19 protein-coding genes are annotated in these 17,848 nt (G+C 39.4%); 18 read left to right on the forward strand and 1 reads right to left on the reverse strand.

All coding sequences use genetic code 11. The annotated features are described in order from the left end of the window. The first annotated feature begins 157 nt into the window (after window positions 1-157). The 5 genes from BN1609_RS08820 (at window position 158) to BN1609_RS08840 (ending at window position 5,220) form a co-directional block, all read left to right on the forward strand. A complete protein-coding gene (locus BN1609_RS08820) occupies window positions 158-2,065 on the forward strand; it encodes a beta-glucoside-specific PTS transporter subunit IIABC (RefSeq protein ID WP_088810128.1) in 1,908 nt (635 codons plus the stop codon). Window positions 2,066-2,105: 40 nt separating this feature from the next. Further along, entirely contained in the window at window positions 2,106-2,906 is an 801-nt protein-coding gene (locus BN1609_RS08825; protein WP_088810129.1) for a histidine phosphatase family protein, read from the forward strand. An 85-nt stretch (window positions 2,907-2,991) separates the two neighbouring features. Next, entirely contained in the window at window positions 2,992-3,831 is an 840-nt protein-coding gene (locus tag BN1609_RS08830; protein WP_088815995.1) for an LD-carboxypeptidase, read from the forward strand. A 70-nt stretch (window positions 3,832-3,901) separates the two neighbouring features. Continuing rightward, window positions 3,902-4,237, forward strand: a complete 336-nt coding sequence (locus BN1609_RS08835; protein WP_088810131.1) for a DUF4064 domain-containing protein — start codon at window positions 3,902-3,904, stop codon at window positions 4,235-4,237. A gap of 323 nt (window positions 4,238-4,560) precedes the next feature. Further along, window positions 4,561-5,220: a DedA family protein gene (locus BN1609_RS08840; protein ID WP_088810183.1), complete on the forward strand. Its 660-nt coding sequence runs from the start codon at window positions 4,561-4,563 to the stop codon at window positions 5,218-5,220. Between the two features lie 61 nt (window positions 5,221-5,281). On the opposite strand, the gene BN1609_RS08845 is transcribed toward BN1609_RS08840, so the two are convergent. After that, on the reverse strand, window positions 5,282-5,797 hold the full coding sequence (locus BN1609_RS08845; protein ID WP_088810132.1) for a hypothetical protein: 516 nt from the start codon (window positions 5,795-5,797) through the stop codon (window positions 5,282-5,284). 228 nt (window positions 5,798-6,025) lie between these two features. Between BN1609_RS08845 and arcA the strand changes: the two genes are divergently transcribed. The 13 genes from arcA to BN1609_RS08910 all read left to right on the forward strand — a co-directional run bounded on the left by arcA (window position 6,026) and on the right by BN1609_RS08910 (window position 17,806). Next, window positions 6,026-7,243 carry an arginine deiminase gene (arcA, locus tag BN1609_RS08850; RefSeq protein WP_255377352.1) on the forward strand — a complete coding sequence of 406 codons (1,218 nt, stop codon included), beginning with the start codon at window positions 6,026-6,028 and terminating at the stop codon, window positions 7,241-7,243. Between the two features lie 168 nt (window positions 7,244-7,411). Then, window positions 7,412-7,705 carry a 30S ribosomal protein S6 gene (gene rpsF / locus BN1609_RS08855; protein WP_088810134.1) on the forward strand — a complete coding sequence of 98 codons (294 nt, stop codon included), beginning with the start codon at window positions 7,412-7,414 and terminating at the stop codon, window positions 7,703-7,705. A gap of 53 nt (window positions 7,706-7,758) precedes the next feature. Further along, entirely contained in the window at window positions 7,759-8,283 is a 525-nt protein-coding gene (gene ssb / locus BN1609_RS08860; RefSeq protein WP_088840769.1) for a single-stranded DNA-binding protein, read from the forward strand. 54 nt (window positions 8,284-8,337) lie between these two features. Next, window positions 8,338-8,577: a 30S ribosomal protein S18 gene (rpsR, locus tag BN1609_RS08865; RefSeq protein ID WP_036097540.1), complete on the forward strand. Its 240-nt coding sequence runs from the start codon at window positions 8,338-8,340 to the stop codon at window positions 8,575-8,577. Between the two features lie 433 nt (window positions 8,578-9,010). Further along, entirely contained in the window at window positions 9,011-9,625 is a 615-nt protein-coding gene (locus BN1609_RS08870; protein WP_088825755.1) for an accessory gene regulator B family protein, read from the forward strand. Beyond that, window positions 9,609-9,764, forward strand: coding sequence for an AgrD family cyclic lactone autoinducer peptide (locus BN1609_RS08875; RefSeq protein WP_088825754.1), 156 nt, complete (start codon window positions 9,609-9,611; stop codon window positions 9,762-9,764). The genes BN1609_RS08870 and BN1609_RS08875 overlap by 17 nt, the downstream gene beginning before the upstream one ends. Window positions 9,765-9,831: 67 nt before the next feature. Continuing rightward, complete coding sequence (locus BN1609_RS08880) at window positions 9,832-11,124, forward strand: sensor histidine kinase (protein ID WP_088825753.1); 1,293 nt, start codon at window positions 9,832-9,834, stop codon at window positions 11,122-11,124. Between the two features lie 15 nt (window positions 11,125-11,139). Continuing rightward, the gene (locus BN1609_RS08885; RefSeq protein WP_088810139.1) at window positions 11,140-11,868 is read left to right on the forward strand and encodes a LytTR family DNA-binding domain-containing protein; all 729 of its coding nucleotides are present in this window, start codon (window positions 11,140-11,142) and stop codon (window positions 11,866-11,868) included. A 130-nt stretch (window positions 11,869-11,998) separates the two neighbouring features. Continuing rightward, entirely contained in the window at window positions 11,999-13,972 is a 1,974-nt protein-coding gene (locus tag BN1609_RS08890; RefSeq protein WP_088810184.1) for a DHH family phosphoesterase, read from the forward strand. A 1-nt stretch (window position 13,973) separates the two neighbouring features. Further along, window positions 13,974-14,420 carry a 50S ribosomal protein L9 gene (gene rplI, locus BN1609_RS08895; RefSeq protein WP_088810140.1) on the forward strand — a complete coding sequence of 149 codons (447 nt, stop codon included), beginning with the start codon at window positions 13,974-13,976 and terminating at the stop codon, window positions 14,418-14,420. Window positions 14,421-14,457: 37 nt separating this feature from the next. Next, entirely contained in the window at window positions 14,458-15,804 is a 1,347-nt protein-coding gene (dnaB, locus tag BN1609_RS08900) for a replicative DNA helicase (protein WP_088810141.1), read from the forward strand. A gap of 78 nt (window positions 15,805-15,882) precedes the next feature. Further along, on the forward strand, window positions 15,883-16,338 hold the full coding sequence (locus BN1609_RS08905; RefSeq protein ID WP_088839039.1) for a universal stress protein: 456 nt from the start codon (window positions 15,883-15,885) through the stop codon (window positions 16,336-16,338). A gap of 175 nt (window positions 16,339-16,513) precedes the next feature. Further along, window positions 16,514-17,806, forward strand: coding sequence for an adenylosuccinate synthase (locus BN1609_RS08910; protein ID WP_088810143.1), 1,293 nt, complete (start codon window positions 16,514-16,516; stop codon window positions 17,804-17,806). Window positions 17,807-17,848 lie beyond the last annotated feature (42 nt).

The raw sequence follows: 17,848 nt of genomic DNA on the forward strand, positions 1-17,848 counted from the left end.
GTATGATATATTTAACTCATCACAAAGGATTGTTACCAATTCGTTGGGCAAAACCTAAGCTGATTTGAAGGATACGTACAATTTGTGCGCAAAATCCTCAAATGAGTTTAGGTTTTTCTTTTTGCCCAAAACTATTTGAAGAAAGAAGGGGTCGGCTATGAAATATGAACAGTTAGCCAAAGATATTCTCGAAAATGTCGGGGGTACAGAAAACATTAATAGCGTGTTTCATTGTATTACACGTCTAAGATTTAAATTGAAAGATGAGAAAATTGCCAATACTGAAAAAATTAAATCGTTAGATGGCGTTGTTTCCGTTATTCAAAGTGGCGGACAATATCAAGTGGTTATCGGAAACCATGTGCCAGACGTTTATAAAGCAGTACTTGAAGTAGGCGGTATTAACCCAGAAGGTTCTAGTGAAGCAGATTCTGGTGGCGGAGGTAACATTTTTAACCGCTTTATCGATATGATTTCGGGTGTATTTACACCAGTACTAGGCGTATTAGCTGCAACAGGTATGATTAAAGGTTTCGCCGCTGCATTCTTAGCCTTCGGTTGGTTGACAGCAGATTCTGGAACATACCAGATTTTATATGCTATTGGAGATTGTCTATTCTACTTCTTCCCAATCTTCCTAGGTTACACAGCGAGTAAGAAATTTGGTGGAAATATATTCATCGGTATGGCCGTCGGGGCTGCCCTTGTTTATCCAACATTAGCAGGTATCTTAACTGGAAAACCAGAATATGTGTTATTTGCGGGAACAATTTTTGAATCCCCAATTCATGTAACATTCTTAGGTATCCCAGTTATCTTGATGAGCTATGCTTCGTCTGTTATTCCAATTATTATTGCAACATGGTTCGCTTCTAAAGTTGAAAAAGTGGCGAAGAAAATTATTCCAGATGTTATTAAAACATTCATCGTACCATTTGTCACACTACTAATTGTTGTCCCACTTACATTCATGGTCATTGGACCAATTGCAACATGGGCAGGTAAATTGCTAGGTGCAGGTACCATTTGGATTTACGATTTAAGTCCAGTAATTGCAGGACTTATCCTAGGTGGATTCTGGCAAGTTTTTGTTATCTTCGGACTTCACTGGGGACTTATTCCAATCGCAATCAACAACTTAACACAATTACACTATGACCCAGTGTTAGCAATGTCATTTGGTGCATCTTTCGCACAAATTGGTGCCGTACTTGCAGTTATGATTAAAACTAAAAATCAAAAACTTAAATCACTAAGTGTTCCAGCATTTATTTCAGGAATTTTTGGTGTAACAGAGCCAGCGATTTATGGGGTTACGTTACCACTTAAAAAACCTTTCATCATGAGCTGTATCGGTGGTGCAGTCGGTGGTGCAATCATTGGCTTCTCAGAAGTTAAATCATACATTATGGGTGGACTTGGAATTTTCGGATTCCCGAACTTTATTAAACCAGGATCTCCTGTTGATAGTACAATGCTTGCGGCAATTATCGCAGTCGTTGTAGCATTCATCTTAGGCTTTATCTTAACGTATGTATTTGGTTTTAAAGATCCTGCAAATGCAGAAGCAACAACTGAAAATGTTCCACGTGAAACAGAAACATTGATTGAACGTGAAGTTCTAGTTAGCCCAATTGAAGGCGATGTTATCACTCTTGCAGAAGTAAAAGATGAAGCATTTTCATCTGGTGCACTTGGAAAAGGTGCAGCAGTTGTTCCTACAGAAGGTAAATTATACGCACCAGCAAGTGGAACTATAACAACGATTTTCCCTACAGGACATGCAGTTGGAATTACAACAGATGATGGTGGCGAAGTATTAATGCATGTTGGTATGGACACCGTACAATTAAATGGTGAGCATTTTACAACACACGTGAAACAAGGCGATCGTGTTGAAAAAGGACAACTTCTAACAGAATTTGATATTGCTAAAATTGTAGCGGCAGGCTATGATATTACAACACCAATCATTGTGACAAACTCAGAAAAATATTTAGATATCCTTGTCGTTGATGATAAAACAGTCAAAGTTGGCGATCGTTTAATCACATTAGTCATCTAGAACTTGCTACTTAATCAAAAACAAAAAGGAGTAATGTGGAATGAAAAAGCACATTTGGAAACTGTTGTTTGTTAGCTTAAGCATACTGTTGCTCGCAGGTTGTGGCACAAAAGATGAAACTTCGAAAAAAGAAAGTGCTGAAAAAGCAGATGGCCCAGTTACACTTTATGTAACCCGTCACGGAAAAACAATGTTTAATACAGCTCACCGCGTTCAAGGTTGGTCGGATACTCCCCTCACAGAACCCGGCGTTGAAGTTGCCGAACAACTCGGTTCGGGCGTATCAGATATTGATTTTAAAGCAGCCTATTCAAGTGATTCTGGAAGAGCTAGAGAAACTGCAAGAATAGTTCTTGATACAAAAGGACAGAAAAAGCTAAATGTGCAGGAAAGTCCTAAATTACGAGAAGTTTGTTATGGTAGCTATGAGGGCGATTTAAATGAAAATATGTGGACAGATATTGCTAAAAATTTAGGTTATCCCTCACAGGAAACGATGATGCAAGATTTTGCAGCTGGCAAAGTAAATTTAGATCAAAGTTTAGCAGAAGTCGTTAAATTAGATAAAACTGGTAGCGCAGAAAGCTATGATGTTGTGAAAAAGCGCATGCAACAAGAACTTAAAACTATCGCGGAAGAAAATGCAAAAAATGGTGGTGGAAACGTGCTAGTTGTAAGCCACGGAATGGCTATCGGTGCGATGATTTCGGATATGACTGAAAACTACAAAGAGAAAGAACTTGAAAACGCCAGCGTCACAAAAATCACGTATGATAAAGGTAAATTTACAGTCGATTCCATAGGCGATATGAGTTACGTTGAGGCCGGTAAGAAAAAATAGCTAAAATTTAAAAGTGGAAACGTGCAAATAAAACGTGCGTTTCTGCTTTTTTTTGGATAAAATAGCTCGTATAGGGGGCGTTTCGATGATTTTAAAACGCGGAAGTAAAATTGGCGTGATTGCCTGTTCGAACGGACGGTTGTCTAGTAGCCGACTGGAATGGGAAGAGTTGTACAAAAAATTAGCAGGAAAATATGGTTTGGAAGTGGTGCAAGCAGATACAATTTACGCTCACGCGAATTCGATTTACAGTGGAAGTGCAGAGGAACGCGCAAATGAACTTCATAAACTTTATTTGAACAAAGAAATTGAAATGATTTTTGATATTTCAGGCGGTGACGTTGCGAATCAAATACTGCCTTTTTTAGATTTTAAATTGCTGTCTGAAAATCCAAAGCCATTTGTTGGCTACAGCGATTTAACGACCATTTTAAATGGTATTTATGCAGTGGCGGGGCAACCGGGAGTGCTATTCCATCTGAACCATGATTTAAGCCAGTTTGAGCGTTGTTTTATGGAGGGTGAGCCGTCTGGTTTGGTTGGGGATTTCATTGCGGGGGCGCCGAACCTTGCGGGGACTTTGATTGGCGGCAATATCCGCTGTTTTTTGAAGCTTGCTGGCACCAAATTTATGCCCGATTTTAAGCAAAAAATCATTTTGTTTGAAGCACTTAGCGGCAATGAGGCGAAAATGGCCACGTATATTGCCCAGTACGAGCAACTGGGCGCTTTTTCTCAGTGTAAAGGTCTTTTGCTAGGGCAGTTCACAGAAGCTGAAGAACAAGGCTTCCGTCCGCAAATTGACCGCCTATTCATTGAAGTGGGCGAAAAATATGGCATCCCCGTTTTCAAAACAAATCAAATTGGTCATTCGAGTGATGCCGTCCCAATTCCGATAGGCGCCGAAATTTTTATTGGAAAATGAAGGCGTTTTATTGCGAACCGCCTAGGAAGGTGGTAACATTAAGAAAAAGCATAAAAAGGAGAGTGACATAATGAAAGTAGAAGGATTGCTTGGCTTTTTGGGGGCAGCACTTGGTATCGCTTTTAGTTTAATGGTTTTGACCATTCCAGGGATTTCACAAGCGCTTGAAGAAGAATCTGTGGCTTTTTATATACTGACTAGCGGGGCATTAGTATTGTCTGCTATCGGTTTAGTTGGTTCATTCGTTGTGGCGCATAAACCGCGCATGGGCGGCGTTATGATGATTGCAGCAGCAATTGGTGGCACCATGTCCGTTTCGATGATGTTCCTAGTGCCTATCATGCTTTTAGCGCTGGGCGGTTTAATCGCACTTATTAATTATGAAGAAGCTTCAGCGGAAGCATGAAATAGACTGATGGCAAATGGTAAAGAATCACACCATCTGCCATCAGTCTATTTTTATGCGAAAAAATAACGTCTTGTGCCTGAAGACGTTATTTTAAATTATGAGAAATTTTTACAGTGACCAGTTTCCGCTGGTACATGTATAACATAACATAGTTCTTTTATGAAAGATGTAGCCATTTTTTGACAATTTGACGAATTTAATGACATTTTTGTGGGAATTTTTTTGTTAAAGTTTTGTTAAATCAATCGTAAGTTGGATAAATGAGTGTTAAATCTGTGATACAATGAATAAGATATTTTTATAAAGGAAGTGAATGCTTGGTGGATTTTATCTCGTGGTTATTTGATTTTATTCTACATATTGATGAACATTTAGTTGAAATTATTAATACGTTTGGAATTTGGACGTACGTAATCTTATTCCTCATCGTATTTATTGAAACTGGACTGGTTATTTTTCCGTTCTTACCGGGAGATTCTCTCTTATTTGCTGGCGGCGCGCTAGCGGTTTTAGACGGATCAATTTTAAAGATTGTTCCGCTTATTATAGTTTTATGGGTCGCAGCAGTACTTGGGGATACCGTCAATTACCATATTGGTAGAAAAATTGGAACGAGTATACCAGAAGATAGTTGGTTTGGAAAAATCATTAATCGGGAGAAAATGGAAAAAGCCGAAGCATTTTTTAATAAACACGGCGGAAAAACAATTTTCATTGCTCGTTTTATGCCATTTATCCGCACGTTCGCACCATTTGTAGCAGGTGCCAGCCGAATGAATTACCGTTATTTCTTAAATTATAACCTACTAGGCGCAACCGTTTGGGTACTTCTGTGTACACTTGCCGGTTATTTCTTTGGGAACATCCCAATCGTCAAAGAGAATTTCTCTATCGTTGTTTTAGGTATCATTTTCGTATCGGTCATTCCAATGTTCGTATCATTTTTTCAAGCGAAATTTGGCAAGAAAAAGAGTAATTAAAAAAAGCGAAAACAATTGAAGTCCTTTAGTCTAGAGGCTTTTCTTGTTTTCGCTTTTTTGTTTAAGTATTTAAGTGGATCGTTAGTGGAATATCAGTAAGTGAAGCGACTGTTTCATTATTTTTATTTTTAAAATGGAGTTCCAAAGAAGGGTGCGTATTTTCCAAAAAACGAGAAATATCAGTAGTACGCGCATTCGTCGGAACCGTAAATGAAATTTCGAATGAGTACAGATCCGTGTAAGCCACTTGATTGTTTGCAATCGGAATAACATTTGTCGGCAGGCTCATCACATCGCGAAATTGGTCCTCAAAAGCAACCGATAAACTAAAATTCTCAACATTTTTAAGCTGTTTGTTTAAAATCGGGCTGAGTGACATCGGTAAACAAATTTTCAACTCGGACTGTTTGAATTCCGCTTGAGCCGAATGAATATCAATATGATCTTTTGAAAGCAATTGTGCGATTTTCTCGATGGAATAGGTTTGTTTTTTAGTCGTAGAAGATGGAATTAAAATAACAACAGCGCATAAAACATAGATGCATAATAAAAGAGTAATTAAGTACTTATTTTTCAACATATGGCCTCCTAAAAAGGTCTATGTTAAATTTTATCATAAAATAACAAAGACGACGCTTTCTTTTTAAAAAATTAAATAAAGTAATGTATATCGAAAAACGCTTTGTACCAGTTGTTAAATTGATATTTCATGCATTTTTCTTATAAAAAAGTTAAATTTTATGCATAAAATCGACATAAAGTGTTCACATTTTAGGGAAGAGGGTATGAATAGAAGGAGGATGTGATAAAGATGAAACTAGGAATCAATTCGGAAATTGGGACTCTTAAACAAGTGGTGGTCAAACGGCCTGGGCGGGAACTGGAAAATTTAACGCCGCAATTTTTACATGAATTATTGTTTGATGATATTCCTTTTTTGCCTGCGATACAAAAAGAACATGACTTTTTTGTCAACGTGTTGCGGGAAAATGGCGCGGAAGTTTTTTACTTAGAAAATTTGCTAGAGGAAGCGATTTTGGCGAGCGATACGCGCGCAATTTTTATTCGCGACACTGTTAAAGAAGCCGGACAGTTTGGCGAAAATGCCCAACATCTTGAATCCTTTTTGAATGATTTTGAGACTGCAGAACTTATTCAAAAAGTGATGACGGGGCTTAGGAAAACGGAGGTTCCAAAACGGCGCCTAGCGCGGCTTGACGAAATGCTTGAACATCGGGATCCTTTTTATTTGGCACCGCTGCCGAACCTTTATTTTACGCGCGATCCGGCAGCTGTAATTGGCAATGGTCTTTCCATAAACCAAATGAGTCAGCCCGCAAGAAAGCGGGAATCCTATTTTATGAAGTTCATCGCCACACATCACCCCGCTTTTTTAAAAAAAAACGCCCCTATTTGGTTTGACCGTGATAACCGCTATGCACTTGAGGGCGGCGATGAAATTGTGCTGTCTGAAAAAGCGCTTGCGGTGGGAATTTCCGAGCGAACAGATCCGCGAGCTATTCAAATGCTCGCGACAAATTTATTTCAGAAACATCAAGGCATCCGGCAAGTCATCGCGTTTGAACTCCCCAAAGAGCGCGCCTTCATGCATCTAGACACCGTATTTACAATGGTCGCGAAAAACCAATTCATCGTCCATCCAAGCGTCATTTCAAGTGAACTCAAGTTGTTCATCATGGAATGGGACAAACGCCTAGCAGACATTAAAATTACAACATCTAGCAATATAAAAGCCGTTTTGAGCGAAGCATTAAACGAACCTGAAATTGACTTGATTCCTTGCGGCGGAAGTGATCCCATCAACTCTGACCGCGAGCAGTGGAACGACGGGGCCAACACGCTTGCAATAAAACCGGGGGAAGTTGTTACATATAACCGCAACCAAGTTTCCAATGAACTTTTGAAGCGCCACGGTATTAAAGTTCATGAAATTATCAGTTCTGAGCTTTCGCGTGGTCGCGGTGGCCCGAGATGTATGACAATGCCACTTTACCGGACATAGGAAAACGATTTTGCATAAATTTATTGATGCAAGTTTCGCACTATGGTATAATACTTTATTGTGAGTAATTATAAATTATTCCTTGCTCGTTTCTAAATGCATTTGCTATTTAGAGATAGGACAATTTGTCTTATTAGAGCCGCTAAGACCACAAGGAGGTGTAAAAAGATGGCTAGAAAATACGAAATTAACTACATCATTCGTCCGAACATTGAAGAAGATGAAAAGAAAGCGTTAGTAGAACGTTTTGACGGAATCTTAACAAGCAATGGTGCGGAGATCATCGAATCAAAAGAATGGGGTAAACGTCGCTTGGCTTATGAAATCCAAGACTTCCGTGATGGATTTTACCACATCGTCAAAATTTCTGCTGAAAACGCTGATTCTATCAATGAATTTGATCGTTTAGTAAAAATTTCTGATGATATCATTCGTCATATTATCGTTAAAGAAGAAGAATAAAAGCTAATTCAAGAAATTTCTTGATTTATTAAATGAGAGGAGGCTTTTTCTAGATGATGAACCGTGTCATTTTAGTAGGACGTTTAACTAAAGATCCTGAACTTCGCTACACTCCTTCTGGTGTTGCCGTTGCGACTTTTACACTTGCTGTAAATCGCACATTTACAAACCAACAAGGGGAACGTGAAGCAGATTTCATCAATTGTGTTGTTTGGAGAAAACCCGCTGAAAACGTAGCAAATTTCCTGAAAAAAGGAAGTCTTGCTGGTGTTGACGGTCGCGTTCAAACACGTAATTATGAAGGCCAAGATGGAAAACGTGTCTATGTAACCGAAGTCGTTGCTGAAAGTGTCCAATTCTTAGAGCCACGTAATGCAAATAGTGGCGGTGGAAATGGCTACCAAAGTAATAACGGTGGTGGTAATAACAATGCTAACAGCTATAATCAGGAACCTGCTGGCGGTGGTTACAATCAGAATCAGCAATCTCAATCTCAAGGTTATCAGCAAACAAACAATGATCCTTTTGCTAGCGACGGAAAACCAATCGACATTTCGGATGACGATTTGCCGTTCTAAACCGGATTTGCTTGCTTAACCAAAACACTTGGATAGAGAATAGGAGGAGAAATTATGGCTGGAGGACGCAGAGGCGGACGTCGTCGTAAAAAAGTATGTTATTTTACGGCTAACGGCATTACGCACATTGACTATAAAGATGTAGAATTACTAAAAAAATTCATCTCTGAACGTGGTAAAATCTTACCTCGTCGTGTAACTGGAACAAGCGCTAAATATCAACGTAAATTAACTGTTGCTATCAAACGCGCTCGTCAAATGGCATTACTACCATTTGTTGCAGAAGAAAAATAAATTATAACTAAAAGCCCCTTTTTAAAGGGGCTTTTAGCTTATAGAAAAACACAAAACAAAACGTAATCCCACTATATTCAGACGGATGACAAATGGTGAGATTCTAGGCAAAGCCGAGTACCGCACCAGAGCGTACTTGAGTACGTGAGGAGCGGAACGGAGGCTTTAACAACGAAGATTGCTGTTTGTCATCCGTCTGAGCCCCTTTTTAAAGGGGCTTTTTTATAGGTGATTAAACTTATATTTTTCAGATTAATTAAGCCTAAAAACCCCATAATAATGTCATAATGCCCATTTTAAAATTCTGTCAATTACACAAAAAATGGAGAAAAAAACTTGATTTTGGTTATTTAGGACTAAAAACGGACATTTCAGGGCATTTTTCGTTTTGACTATTAATTTAGAGGTAAAATAATAGACGGAGGTGAAAATATTGAGTAGTGCAACAGAACAAATTACACTGACAGAAAAATTAGCAGATAAACTAATTTCAAAAGAGCGTTTTCAAAATGATGAAGAAACGTATTTGAAAGTGAAGTACGGCGTAGAAGTTATTTTAATCAACGTATTTAAAATTTCTTTTGTCTACATACTTGCTTTACTGATTGGGGTGTTTTGGGAAACCTTAATTACACATCTAGCTTATTTAACGTTACGTAGATATTCCTTTGGTCTACATGCATTAAAAAGCTTGAACTGCACGATTATAAGTGTGGCGATGTTTGTTATAGGCCCAGCTTTATTCCAATTATTGCCATCAACTAATTTAATTGTCATACTTGTTTTTGCTTTTGTCCTATTCAATATGTTTCAATACGCTCCGTCTGACACGGAAAGTCTGCCCCTTATTGGTACGAAAGAAAGACAAAAATTAAAAAGAAAAGCGGTGGGATGCACGATAGTGTTGTTTTTAATAACATTATTTATACCATCTGCAGAAATGAAAACACTAATCATGTTAGGGTCAGTCTATCAAGTCATCTCGATTCATCCATTAATGTATAAACTATTAAACAGGAGGTACAACAATTATGAAAACTATGAGTAAAAAAATGGGTAACTTTATTGGACGTAAACTAGAGGATAAAGCGTTAAAAATTGCAGATTCTTCAATGAAAAAATCTTGCTTTGGCCTAAGCTATGAGCCAAAAAGCCCACTTGTGAAAATGATGGAAAAAAATAAATAATTATCTCTATTGATTAGAGATATGTTAAAATAATAGTTATAAAGTACATACTACCTGGAGGAATATCATGCTTGATATAGTAACTATTATTCAAACAATCAGTTTGTTTTTTGTAATTCAAATTCTTATTGGGAAAATATTAAATTGGAAAGAAGGGTCAGTAGCCTTAATTTTAGCGGTTACTTCAACCCTTCTATTTCCTTTTATCTCATATGGTGTTTCGCTACTGAATGTTACTATATTTGCTGTTGCTCTAATTTGGAGAAAGTATCCCATTAACTATGCTTTCATTATTCCAATAGCTGCAACTTTGCTAATGATAATAAGTGACTATTTAAGTAGTCTTCTTTACGTCCAGTTTCTTGGTTATGAACTTGTAGAGATTTACAAAATTCCTTCGGTTGCGATTTCTTATTTAGTCACAATGATTATTATAGAGTTTGCGTTAGCTTACATACTGCGAATTGCACTTGTGAAAATTAAATTTGATACTATCGTGAAACAAACTAAATATGCTATTTTGATTCTTGCTATTTTTGTGCTTACGTTAGGTATCTTTTATGCAAATATTTTTCTTTCATCACTTGCTGGTTTTGATAAAGTTATACTAAGATTTAACATAGTCTTGTTCACATTTTATTTAGTTGTATTATTAATTATATTTTCAATAGTAATTAAAACAGCTATTCAAGATACAGAGGGGAAGAATCAAAAGCAACTTTTTGAAGAATTGAAGGAATATACGTCGACGCTTGAATCTTTACATAAAGAAATGCGTGTTTTTAGACATGACTATGTCAATATTTTATCAAGTATGGCGGGCTATATGGAAGAAAATGATATGGCTGGTTTGAAAAAATTCTTTGAGAACAATATTATTCCTATCAATCAAACGATGGAATCAAATAACCATAAAATATCATTACTTCAAAACATTCATGTAATGGAGCTAAAAGGGCTTATTGCCATTAAACTAATAAGAGCGCAAGAACTTAAAATTGATGCGATTGTTGAAGTAGTAGAAGAAATTGATAAGATTAATATGCCGAGTATCGATTTATGTAAAATTGTTGGGATTTTGCTAGATAATGCCGTAGAGGCTGCTGCCGAAAGTAAAGATCCTTTCATTCGTTTGGCTGTTGTGAAACGGGAAGACTCTGTATTAATTGTTTTTGCCAATAGCATACCGGAAAACATGCCACCTGTGTATAAAATATTTGAAGAAGGCTTTTCAACTAAAGGTGATGCTCGAGGATTAGGTTTAGCCAGTTTAAGAGAAACAATTCAAAAATATTCAAACGTCACATTAGCTACAAAACTGATGGATAGAGAGTTTATTCAAGAGTTAGAAATCATATAGGAAAAGGGGATATATATGTTACCAATCTTTATATGTGAAGATAATAGAATTCAGCGGGAACGACTAACGAAGTATATAGAAGATTTTATTATGCTAGAACATTTTGATATGGAAATTGTTTTTTCTTCTGGTAATCCTTATGAAGTTTTGGAAGAGATTGAAAAATCTGCAGGGATGGGACTTTATTTTTTAGATATTGATTTGCAACAACCCGATTTAAATGGTTTTGAATTAGCAAAGAAAATTAGAGAAAAAGATGCACGTGGGTTTATTATTTTTATCACAACGCATGCAGAACTAACCTATCTAACTTTTACTTATAAAGTGGAAGCGTTAGATTATATCATTAAAGATAATGTGAAAGAAGTTCAGGAACGTGTTCATGAATGTTTGCGGAGTGTGCAACAGCGGATGTTAGATGAGCGTGAGCCAGACAAATATTTTACTTTTAGATTAACGGATAAAAAAGTAATTCACGAGAAGCAAGATGATATTTTATTTTTTGAAACGTCTACGAAAAGCCATAAAATTGTTTTGCATGGCAAAAATCGGCAAATCGAGTTTTATGCCAAGATGAAAGATGTCGAGAAAATATTAGATGAACCGTTTTATCGTTGCCACCGCTCATTTTTAGTTAATAAAAATAATATTAATGAAGTGGATAAAGCTACAGGCGAGCTGACAATGACTAATGGCGAAATTTGTATGGCATCAAGTAAGTTAATAAGAGGAATGAAACTATAGAGGTCAAATCCGTATGAAAAGTCGGATTGACCTTTTTTGATTTGAAAGTCTGTTCGATAAAAGGTAAAATATAGAGTGGACGACTACATTTTACAGGGATTATCATTTTTTGTTTAGGAGCTGAATGGAAATGCAAGGCTTTTTTGAGAAAAGAATGCTTAAATATCCATTATATGGCTTAGTTGCGGCAACGATAATTTTGTGTGTCATTACTTTCTTCTATGAGTGGTGGCTCGCTGTTATTATATTTGTTGCAGGCGTTGCACTGATTACAGCGATGTTTTATTTTGAGCATCGTTTAAATCAAGAGGTGCAAGAATATGTTTCTAATTTAACGTATCGTATAAAACGCAGCGAAGAAGATGCACTTGTTGAGATGCCTATGGGAATTATGCTGTATGATGACGATTATAAGATTCAGTGGTTAAATCCATTCATGGCGAAGTATTTTGATAATCACAAGCTAATTGGAGAGCCGCTAATTGATGTCGGGCCAGAATTTCTGGCTGTTATTAAAGGTGAGGAACAAGAGGGTATACAGTCTATTAAATGGCGTGAATACCGTTTTGATACAATTGTTAAACGTGAAGAGCGGATTTTATATCTGTATGATCGCACGGAATATTATGAGCTAAATGAGAAATATAAGGCGGAGAAGTCTGTTTTTGCGATTATTTTTCTTGATAATTACGATGAATGGGCGCAGGGCATGGATGATAGACGCCGGAGCGCGTTAAACAATTTGGTGACGTCTATGCTCACGAACTGGGCGCGTGAGCACCGAATTTATTTGAAGCGAATTAGTTCGGACCGGTTTATGGGATTTCTAAATGAGGCCATGTTAGAACGTTTGGAAGAGGAAAAGTTTTCGTTGTTAGATCGTATTCGCGAGCGTACGTCTAAACAAAATATTCCTTTAACCCTAAGTATTGGGATTGGCTACAATGAAGATGATCTGATTAGTTTAGCGGATCTTGCGCAGTCGGGGCTGGACCTTGCGCTTGGGCGCGGCGGGGATCAGGTTGTGATTAAGCAGCCGGAAGGTCAAGTGCGCTTTTACGGGGGAAAAACCAATCCGATGGAAAAGCGGACGCGTGTGCGTGCCAGGGTAATCTCTCAGGCGCTTCAAGAGTTGATCACTCAAAGCGACCAAGTTTTTGTTATGGGACATCGCTATCCAGATATGGACGTTATCGGCTCAAGCCTTGGCGTGATGCGTATTGCGGAGATGAATGATCGTGATGCGTATGTTGTGGTTGAACCGGGTAAAATGAGTCCGGACGTAGAACGCCTGATGACCGAAATTGAAGAGTATCCGAATGTGATTAAAAATATTGTGACGCCGCAAGTGGCTAATGAAAATATTACCAATAAGAGTTTGCTTGTGGTGGTGGATACGCATAAGCCTTCGATGGTGATGAATCGCGAGTTGCTGGAATCGGCTTCGCATGTGGTTGTCATTGACCATCATCGTCGTTCGGAAGAGTTTGTGGAAAATCCGGTACTTGTTTATATTGAACCGTATGCATCTTCAACGGCGGAACTTGTGACGGAGCTTTTTGAATACCAGCCAGATTTGGAACAGGTGGGCAAAATTGAAGCGACGGCGTTACTTTCTGGGATTGTGGTGGATACGAAGAACTTTACGCTACGTACGGGGTCACGCACGTTTGACGCAGCAAGTTATTTGCGGTCGCTTGGGGCGGACACCATCTTGGTACAAAATTTTCTTAAAGAAGATTTAGCGACTTTTACGCAGCGTAGTAAACTTGTGGAATCGCTTGAGATTTATCACGACGGGTTGGCGGTTGCAAAAGGTCATGAAAATGAAGTTTTCGGGACGGTTATTGCGGCTCAGGCGGCGGATACGATGCTTTCGATGGAAAATGTGCAGGCTTCATTTGTCGTTACGCTTCGTCCTGATAAGATGATTGGGATTAGTGCTCGCTCTCTGGGCGAAATTAATGTGCAGGTTATTATGGAGAAACTAGGCGGAGGCGGCCATTTGTCTAATGCGGCGACGCAGCTTAAAGGTGTGACGATTGCTGAGGCGGAAAAAGCTTTATTAGACGCGATTGACGCGTATTGGAAGGGAGAAACATAATATGAAAGTCATTTTTCTAAAAGATGTAAAAGGTTCGGGTAAAAAAGGTGAAGTGAAAGACGTGGCGGACGGTTACGCGAAAAACTTTTTGATAAAAAATGGGAACGCTGTGGAAGCGAATGCGAAAAATATGAGCGCGCTGCGCGGGCAAGAAAAACGTGCGGAAAAAGATGCGCAAGAAGAGCTTGCTGAAGCGAAAGCGCTGAAGGAAAAATTGGAGAGCTTGACGGTTGAACTGAAGGCGAAATCAGGCGAAGGTGGGCGTTTGTTTGGTTCGATTACGACAAAACAAATTGCGCAAGCCTTGCAAAAGGATTTTGGGATTAAAATTGATAAGCGGAAAATGGATCTTCCAGATGCGATTCGTTCGCTTGGGTACACGAATGTACCGATTAAGCTACATCACGAGGTTAACGCTACAATGAAAGTACACGTAACAGAAGAATAAAGGAAAAACTAACTTTTAAAAAAAGGAGCTAAGGGCAGTGGATACTTTTCAAGATAGAACGCCACCGCAAAATATTGAAGCTGAGCAGGCCGTCTTAGGGGCTGTATTTCTTGAACCGAATGCGCTGATTACGGCTTCTGAAATACTTATGCCGGACGATTTTTACCGGCAGGCGCATCAGCTGATTTTTGAGACGATGCTTGATTTGAATGACCACGGGAAAGCGGTAGATGTGCTGACAGTTTATGAGGCGCTTGCTGCTGGTGGTCGGATTGAGGATGCGGGTGGTTTACCATACTTAACGGAGCTTTCGGGTGCGGTTCCGACAGCGGCCAACTTAGAATATTATGCGCACATTATTGAAGATAAGGCGCTTCTTAGGCGCTTAATTCGGACGGCGACTCAAATTGCGACGGATAGTTATTCGCGTGAGGACGAGCTGGACGCGCTCATGGACGAAGCTGAAAAAAGCATTTTAGAAGTTTCCGGGCGCAAAAACGTGGGTGCTTTTAAAAACATTAAGGACGTTTTGGTTAAAACATATGATGACATTGAGATTTTACACAACCGAAAAGGCGATATAACTGGTATTCCTACGGGCTTTAAAGAGCTCGATAAGATGACGGCTGGTTTTCAGCGCAATGATTTAATTATCGTTGCGGCTCGTCCATCAGTTGGTAAAACAGCATTTGCGCTTAATATTGCACAAAATGTGGCGACAAAAACGGATGAAAATGTGGCGATATTTAGCCTTGAAATGGGCGCCGAGCAACTTGTTATGCGGATGCTTTGTGCGGAAGGCAATATCAATGCGCAAAATTTGCGTACGGGTTCGCTGACGTCAGATGATTGGCAGAAGCTTACGATTGCGATGGGGACGCTATCCAATTCGGGGATTTTCATTGATGATACGCCAGGCGTTCGCGTTAATGAGATTCGTTCGAAATGTCGACGTTTAAAACAAGAGTCGGGGCTTGGTATGATTGTCATTGACTATTTGCAACTGATTCAAGGGAGTGGCCGAGGCGGCGAAAACCGCCAACAAGAAGTATCGGAAATTTCCCGTTCACTTAAAGCACTTGCGCGTGAACTTGAGGTGCCGGTCATTGCGCTGTCGCAGTTGTCGCGTAGCGTGGAACAACGCCAAGATAAGCGTCCGATGATGTCGGATATTCGGGAATCGGGTTCAATTGAGCAAGATGCGGATATTGTGGCATTCTTATATCGTGAAGACTACTATGACCGTGAAGGCGAAAATGATGGAACGATTGAGATTCTCATTGCGAAGCAGCGTAATGGTCCTGTTGGGGACGTCAAGCTCGCTTTTGTGAAGGAGTACAATAAATTTGTTAACCTTGAAGTAAGATATGATGAGATGGCTTAAAATTAGGCAGGGCGAATAAATCGCTCTGTTTTTTTTGCTAAAAAAAGGGGTAAGGTTTTGTGAAAAGGAGTGGTTGACATGGAAAATTACAAACGGATTTTAGTTGCAATTGACGGATCACCCTCTGCGGAAGCGGCCTTTTTAAAAGCGGCAGGAGCGGCAAAGCGCAACGGCTCGCATCTTGGAATTACGACAATTATCGATACACTCTACTTTGCGAATTTGACGGCGCTTGATGGTGGGCAAACGGTCAATCAATTTACGGAAAATGCAGAAAAGTTGTTGGCGGATTATGAAAAGCGCGCGAAAGAATTAGGCGTAGAAAGCGTGGAAACGATTTTAGATTATGGTCCGCCAAAAGCGACCATCGTGGAAATTGCCGATGAAAAGTTCCACGCAGATTTAATCGTTGTTGGGGCGGTCGGCACGTCGAGGCTAAGCCGCATTTTACTCGGGAGCGTAGCTGGATACGTCACACTTCACGCACCGTGCGATGTTTTAGTGGAGCGAACAAGCCTGACAGATAGACTATGAGCGCACCTGCTCATGGTCTATTATTTTTTTAAAAGTAAAAACGAACGATTTTTTTAGTATTAAAAAAATCGTTCGTGATATCCGTTGACGAATGATAGGAGAAACGGTAAAATGAATAATGGAAATAATAGCTAACGCGAATGGTTAGCTAAAGACCAAAAAATGAGGTGTTTACATGTCTTCAGTTGTTGTTGTTGGAACACAGTGGGGCGATGAGGGTAAAGGAAAAATTACAGATTTTCTTTCGGAGAATGCAGAAGCAATTGCACGTTATCAAGGTGGTAACAATGCGGGGCACACAATTAAGTTTGACGGCGTCACGTATAAATTGCATCTAATTCCATCTGGTATTTTTTACAAAGAGAAAATCAGTGTTATTGGAAATGGAATGGTAGTAGATCCAAAAGCGCTAGTGGAAGAATTAACGTACTTACATGAAAAAGGTGTAAATACGGCGAATTTACGTATTTCAAACCGGGCGCACGTGATTTTACCGTATCATATTCGCATTGACGAAGCGGACGAGGAGCGCAAGGGCGCAAATAAAATCGGGACGACCAAAAAAGGCATTGGACCTGCTTACATGGATAAAGCTGCGCGTGTCGGCATCCGAATTGTAGACCTCTTAGACAAAGAAACATTTAAAGAAAAACTAGAACAAAATTTAAAAGAAAAGAATCGTCTTTTGGAGCGCTTTTATGAATTAGAAGGGTTTACTTTAGATGAAATTTTAGATGAATATTATGAGTACGGCCAACAATTCAAGGAATACGTGTGCGATACGTCGGTCGTCTTAAATGATGCACTGGACGAAGGAAAACGCGTCCTATTTGAAGGCGCGCAAGGCGTCATGCTAGACATCGATCAGGGGACATACCCGTTCGTCACATCAAGCAACCCAATTGCTGGCGGAGTAACTATCGGAAGTGGTGTTGGCCCGTCGAAAATCAATCACGTTGTCGGTGTTGCGAAAGCCTATACGACGCGCGTTGGCGATGGCCCGTTCCCAACAGAGCTGTTTGATGAAATTGGCGATAACATTCGCGAAGTTGGCCGAGAATACGGAACAACGACTGGACGCCCACGCCGAGTAGGCTGGTTTGATAGTGTTGTCGTGCGTCATGCAAGACGTGTCAGCGGGCTAACAGATCTTTCGTTAACGCTTCTTGATGTACTTACCGGCATTGAAACGCTGAAAATCTGTGTCGCTTATAAACTTGACGGCAAAACAATTACAGAATTCCCGGCTAGCCTTAAAGATTTGGCGCGCTGCGAACCAGTTTATGAAGAGCTACCGGGTTGGACAGAAGATATCACCGGCGTTAAGTCGCTTGATGATTTACCAGCTAATGCAAGACACTACATGGAGCGTATCGCCCAACTTACAGGTGTTCAAGTTTCCATGTTCTCAGTTGGACCAGACCGCAATCAGACGCATGTTGTCAAAAGTGTTTGGCGTTTAGCTTAACAGACTAATTTTAATAAAAAATAAGCATAAATCCCATAAAAT

It is taken from the genome of Listeria sp. ILCC797, assembly GCF_900186185.1.
GTDB classification, from domain to species: domain Bacteria; phylum Bacillota; class Bacilli; order Lactobacillales; family Listeriaceae; genus Listeria; species Listeria goaensis.

Bases quoted from the DNA above. Each gene is read 5' to 3' on its own strand.
- BN1609_RS08905 (WP_088839039.1), top strand. From the start codon at position 15,883: ATGGAAAATTACAAACGGATTTTAGTTGCAATTGACGGATCACCCTCT.
- BN1609_RS08830 (WP_088815995.1), top strand. From the start codon at position 2,992: ATGATTTTAAAACGCGGAAGTAAAATTGGCGTGATTGCCTGTTCGAAC.
- BN1609_RS08885 (WP_088810139.1), top strand. From the start codon at position 11,140: ATGTTACCAATCTTTATATGTGAAGATAATAGAATTCAGCGGGAACGA.
- BN1609_RS08890 (WP_088810184.1), top strand. From the start codon at position 11,999: ATGCAAGGCTTTTTTGAGAAAAGAATGCTTAAATATCCATTATATGGC.
- BN1609_RS08820 (WP_088810128.1), top strand. From the start codon at position 158: ATGAAATATGAACAGTTAGCCAAAGATATTCTCGAAAATGTCGGGGGT.
- BN1609_RS08910 (WP_088810143.1), top strand. From the start codon at position 16,514: ATGTCTTCAGTTGTTGTTGTTGGAACACAGTGGGGCGATGAGGGTAAA.
- rplI (WP_088810140.1), top strand. From the start codon at position 13,974: ATGAAAGTCATTTTTCTAAAAGATGTAAAAGGTTCGGGTAAAAAAGGT.
- BN1609_RS08825 (WP_088810129.1), top strand. From the start codon at position 2,106: ATGAAAAAGCACATTTGGAAACTGTTGTTTGTTAGCTTAAGCATACTG.
- rpsF (WP_088810134.1), top strand. From the start codon at position 7,412: ATGGCTAGAAAATACGAAATTAACTACATCATTCGTCCGAACATTGAA.
- ssb (WP_088840769.1), top strand. From the start codon at position 7,759: ATGATGAACCGTGTCATTTTAGTAGGACGTTTAACTAAAGATCCTGAA.
- BN1609_RS08880 (WP_088825753.1), top strand. From the start codon at position 9,832: ATGCTTGATATAGTAACTATTATTCAAACAATCAGTTTGTTTTTTGTA.
- BN1609_RS08875 (WP_088825754.1), top strand. From the start codon at position 9,609: ATGAAAACTATGAGTAAAAAAATGGGTAACTTTATTGGACGTAAACTA.
- rpsR (WP_036097540.1), top strand. From the start codon at position 8,338: ATGGCTGGAGGACGCAGAGGCGGACGTCGTCGTAAAAAAGTATGTTAT.
- BN1609_RS08835 (WP_088810131.1), top strand. From the start codon at position 3,902: ATGAAAGTAGAAGGATTGCTTGGCTTTTTGGGGGCAGCACTTGGTATC.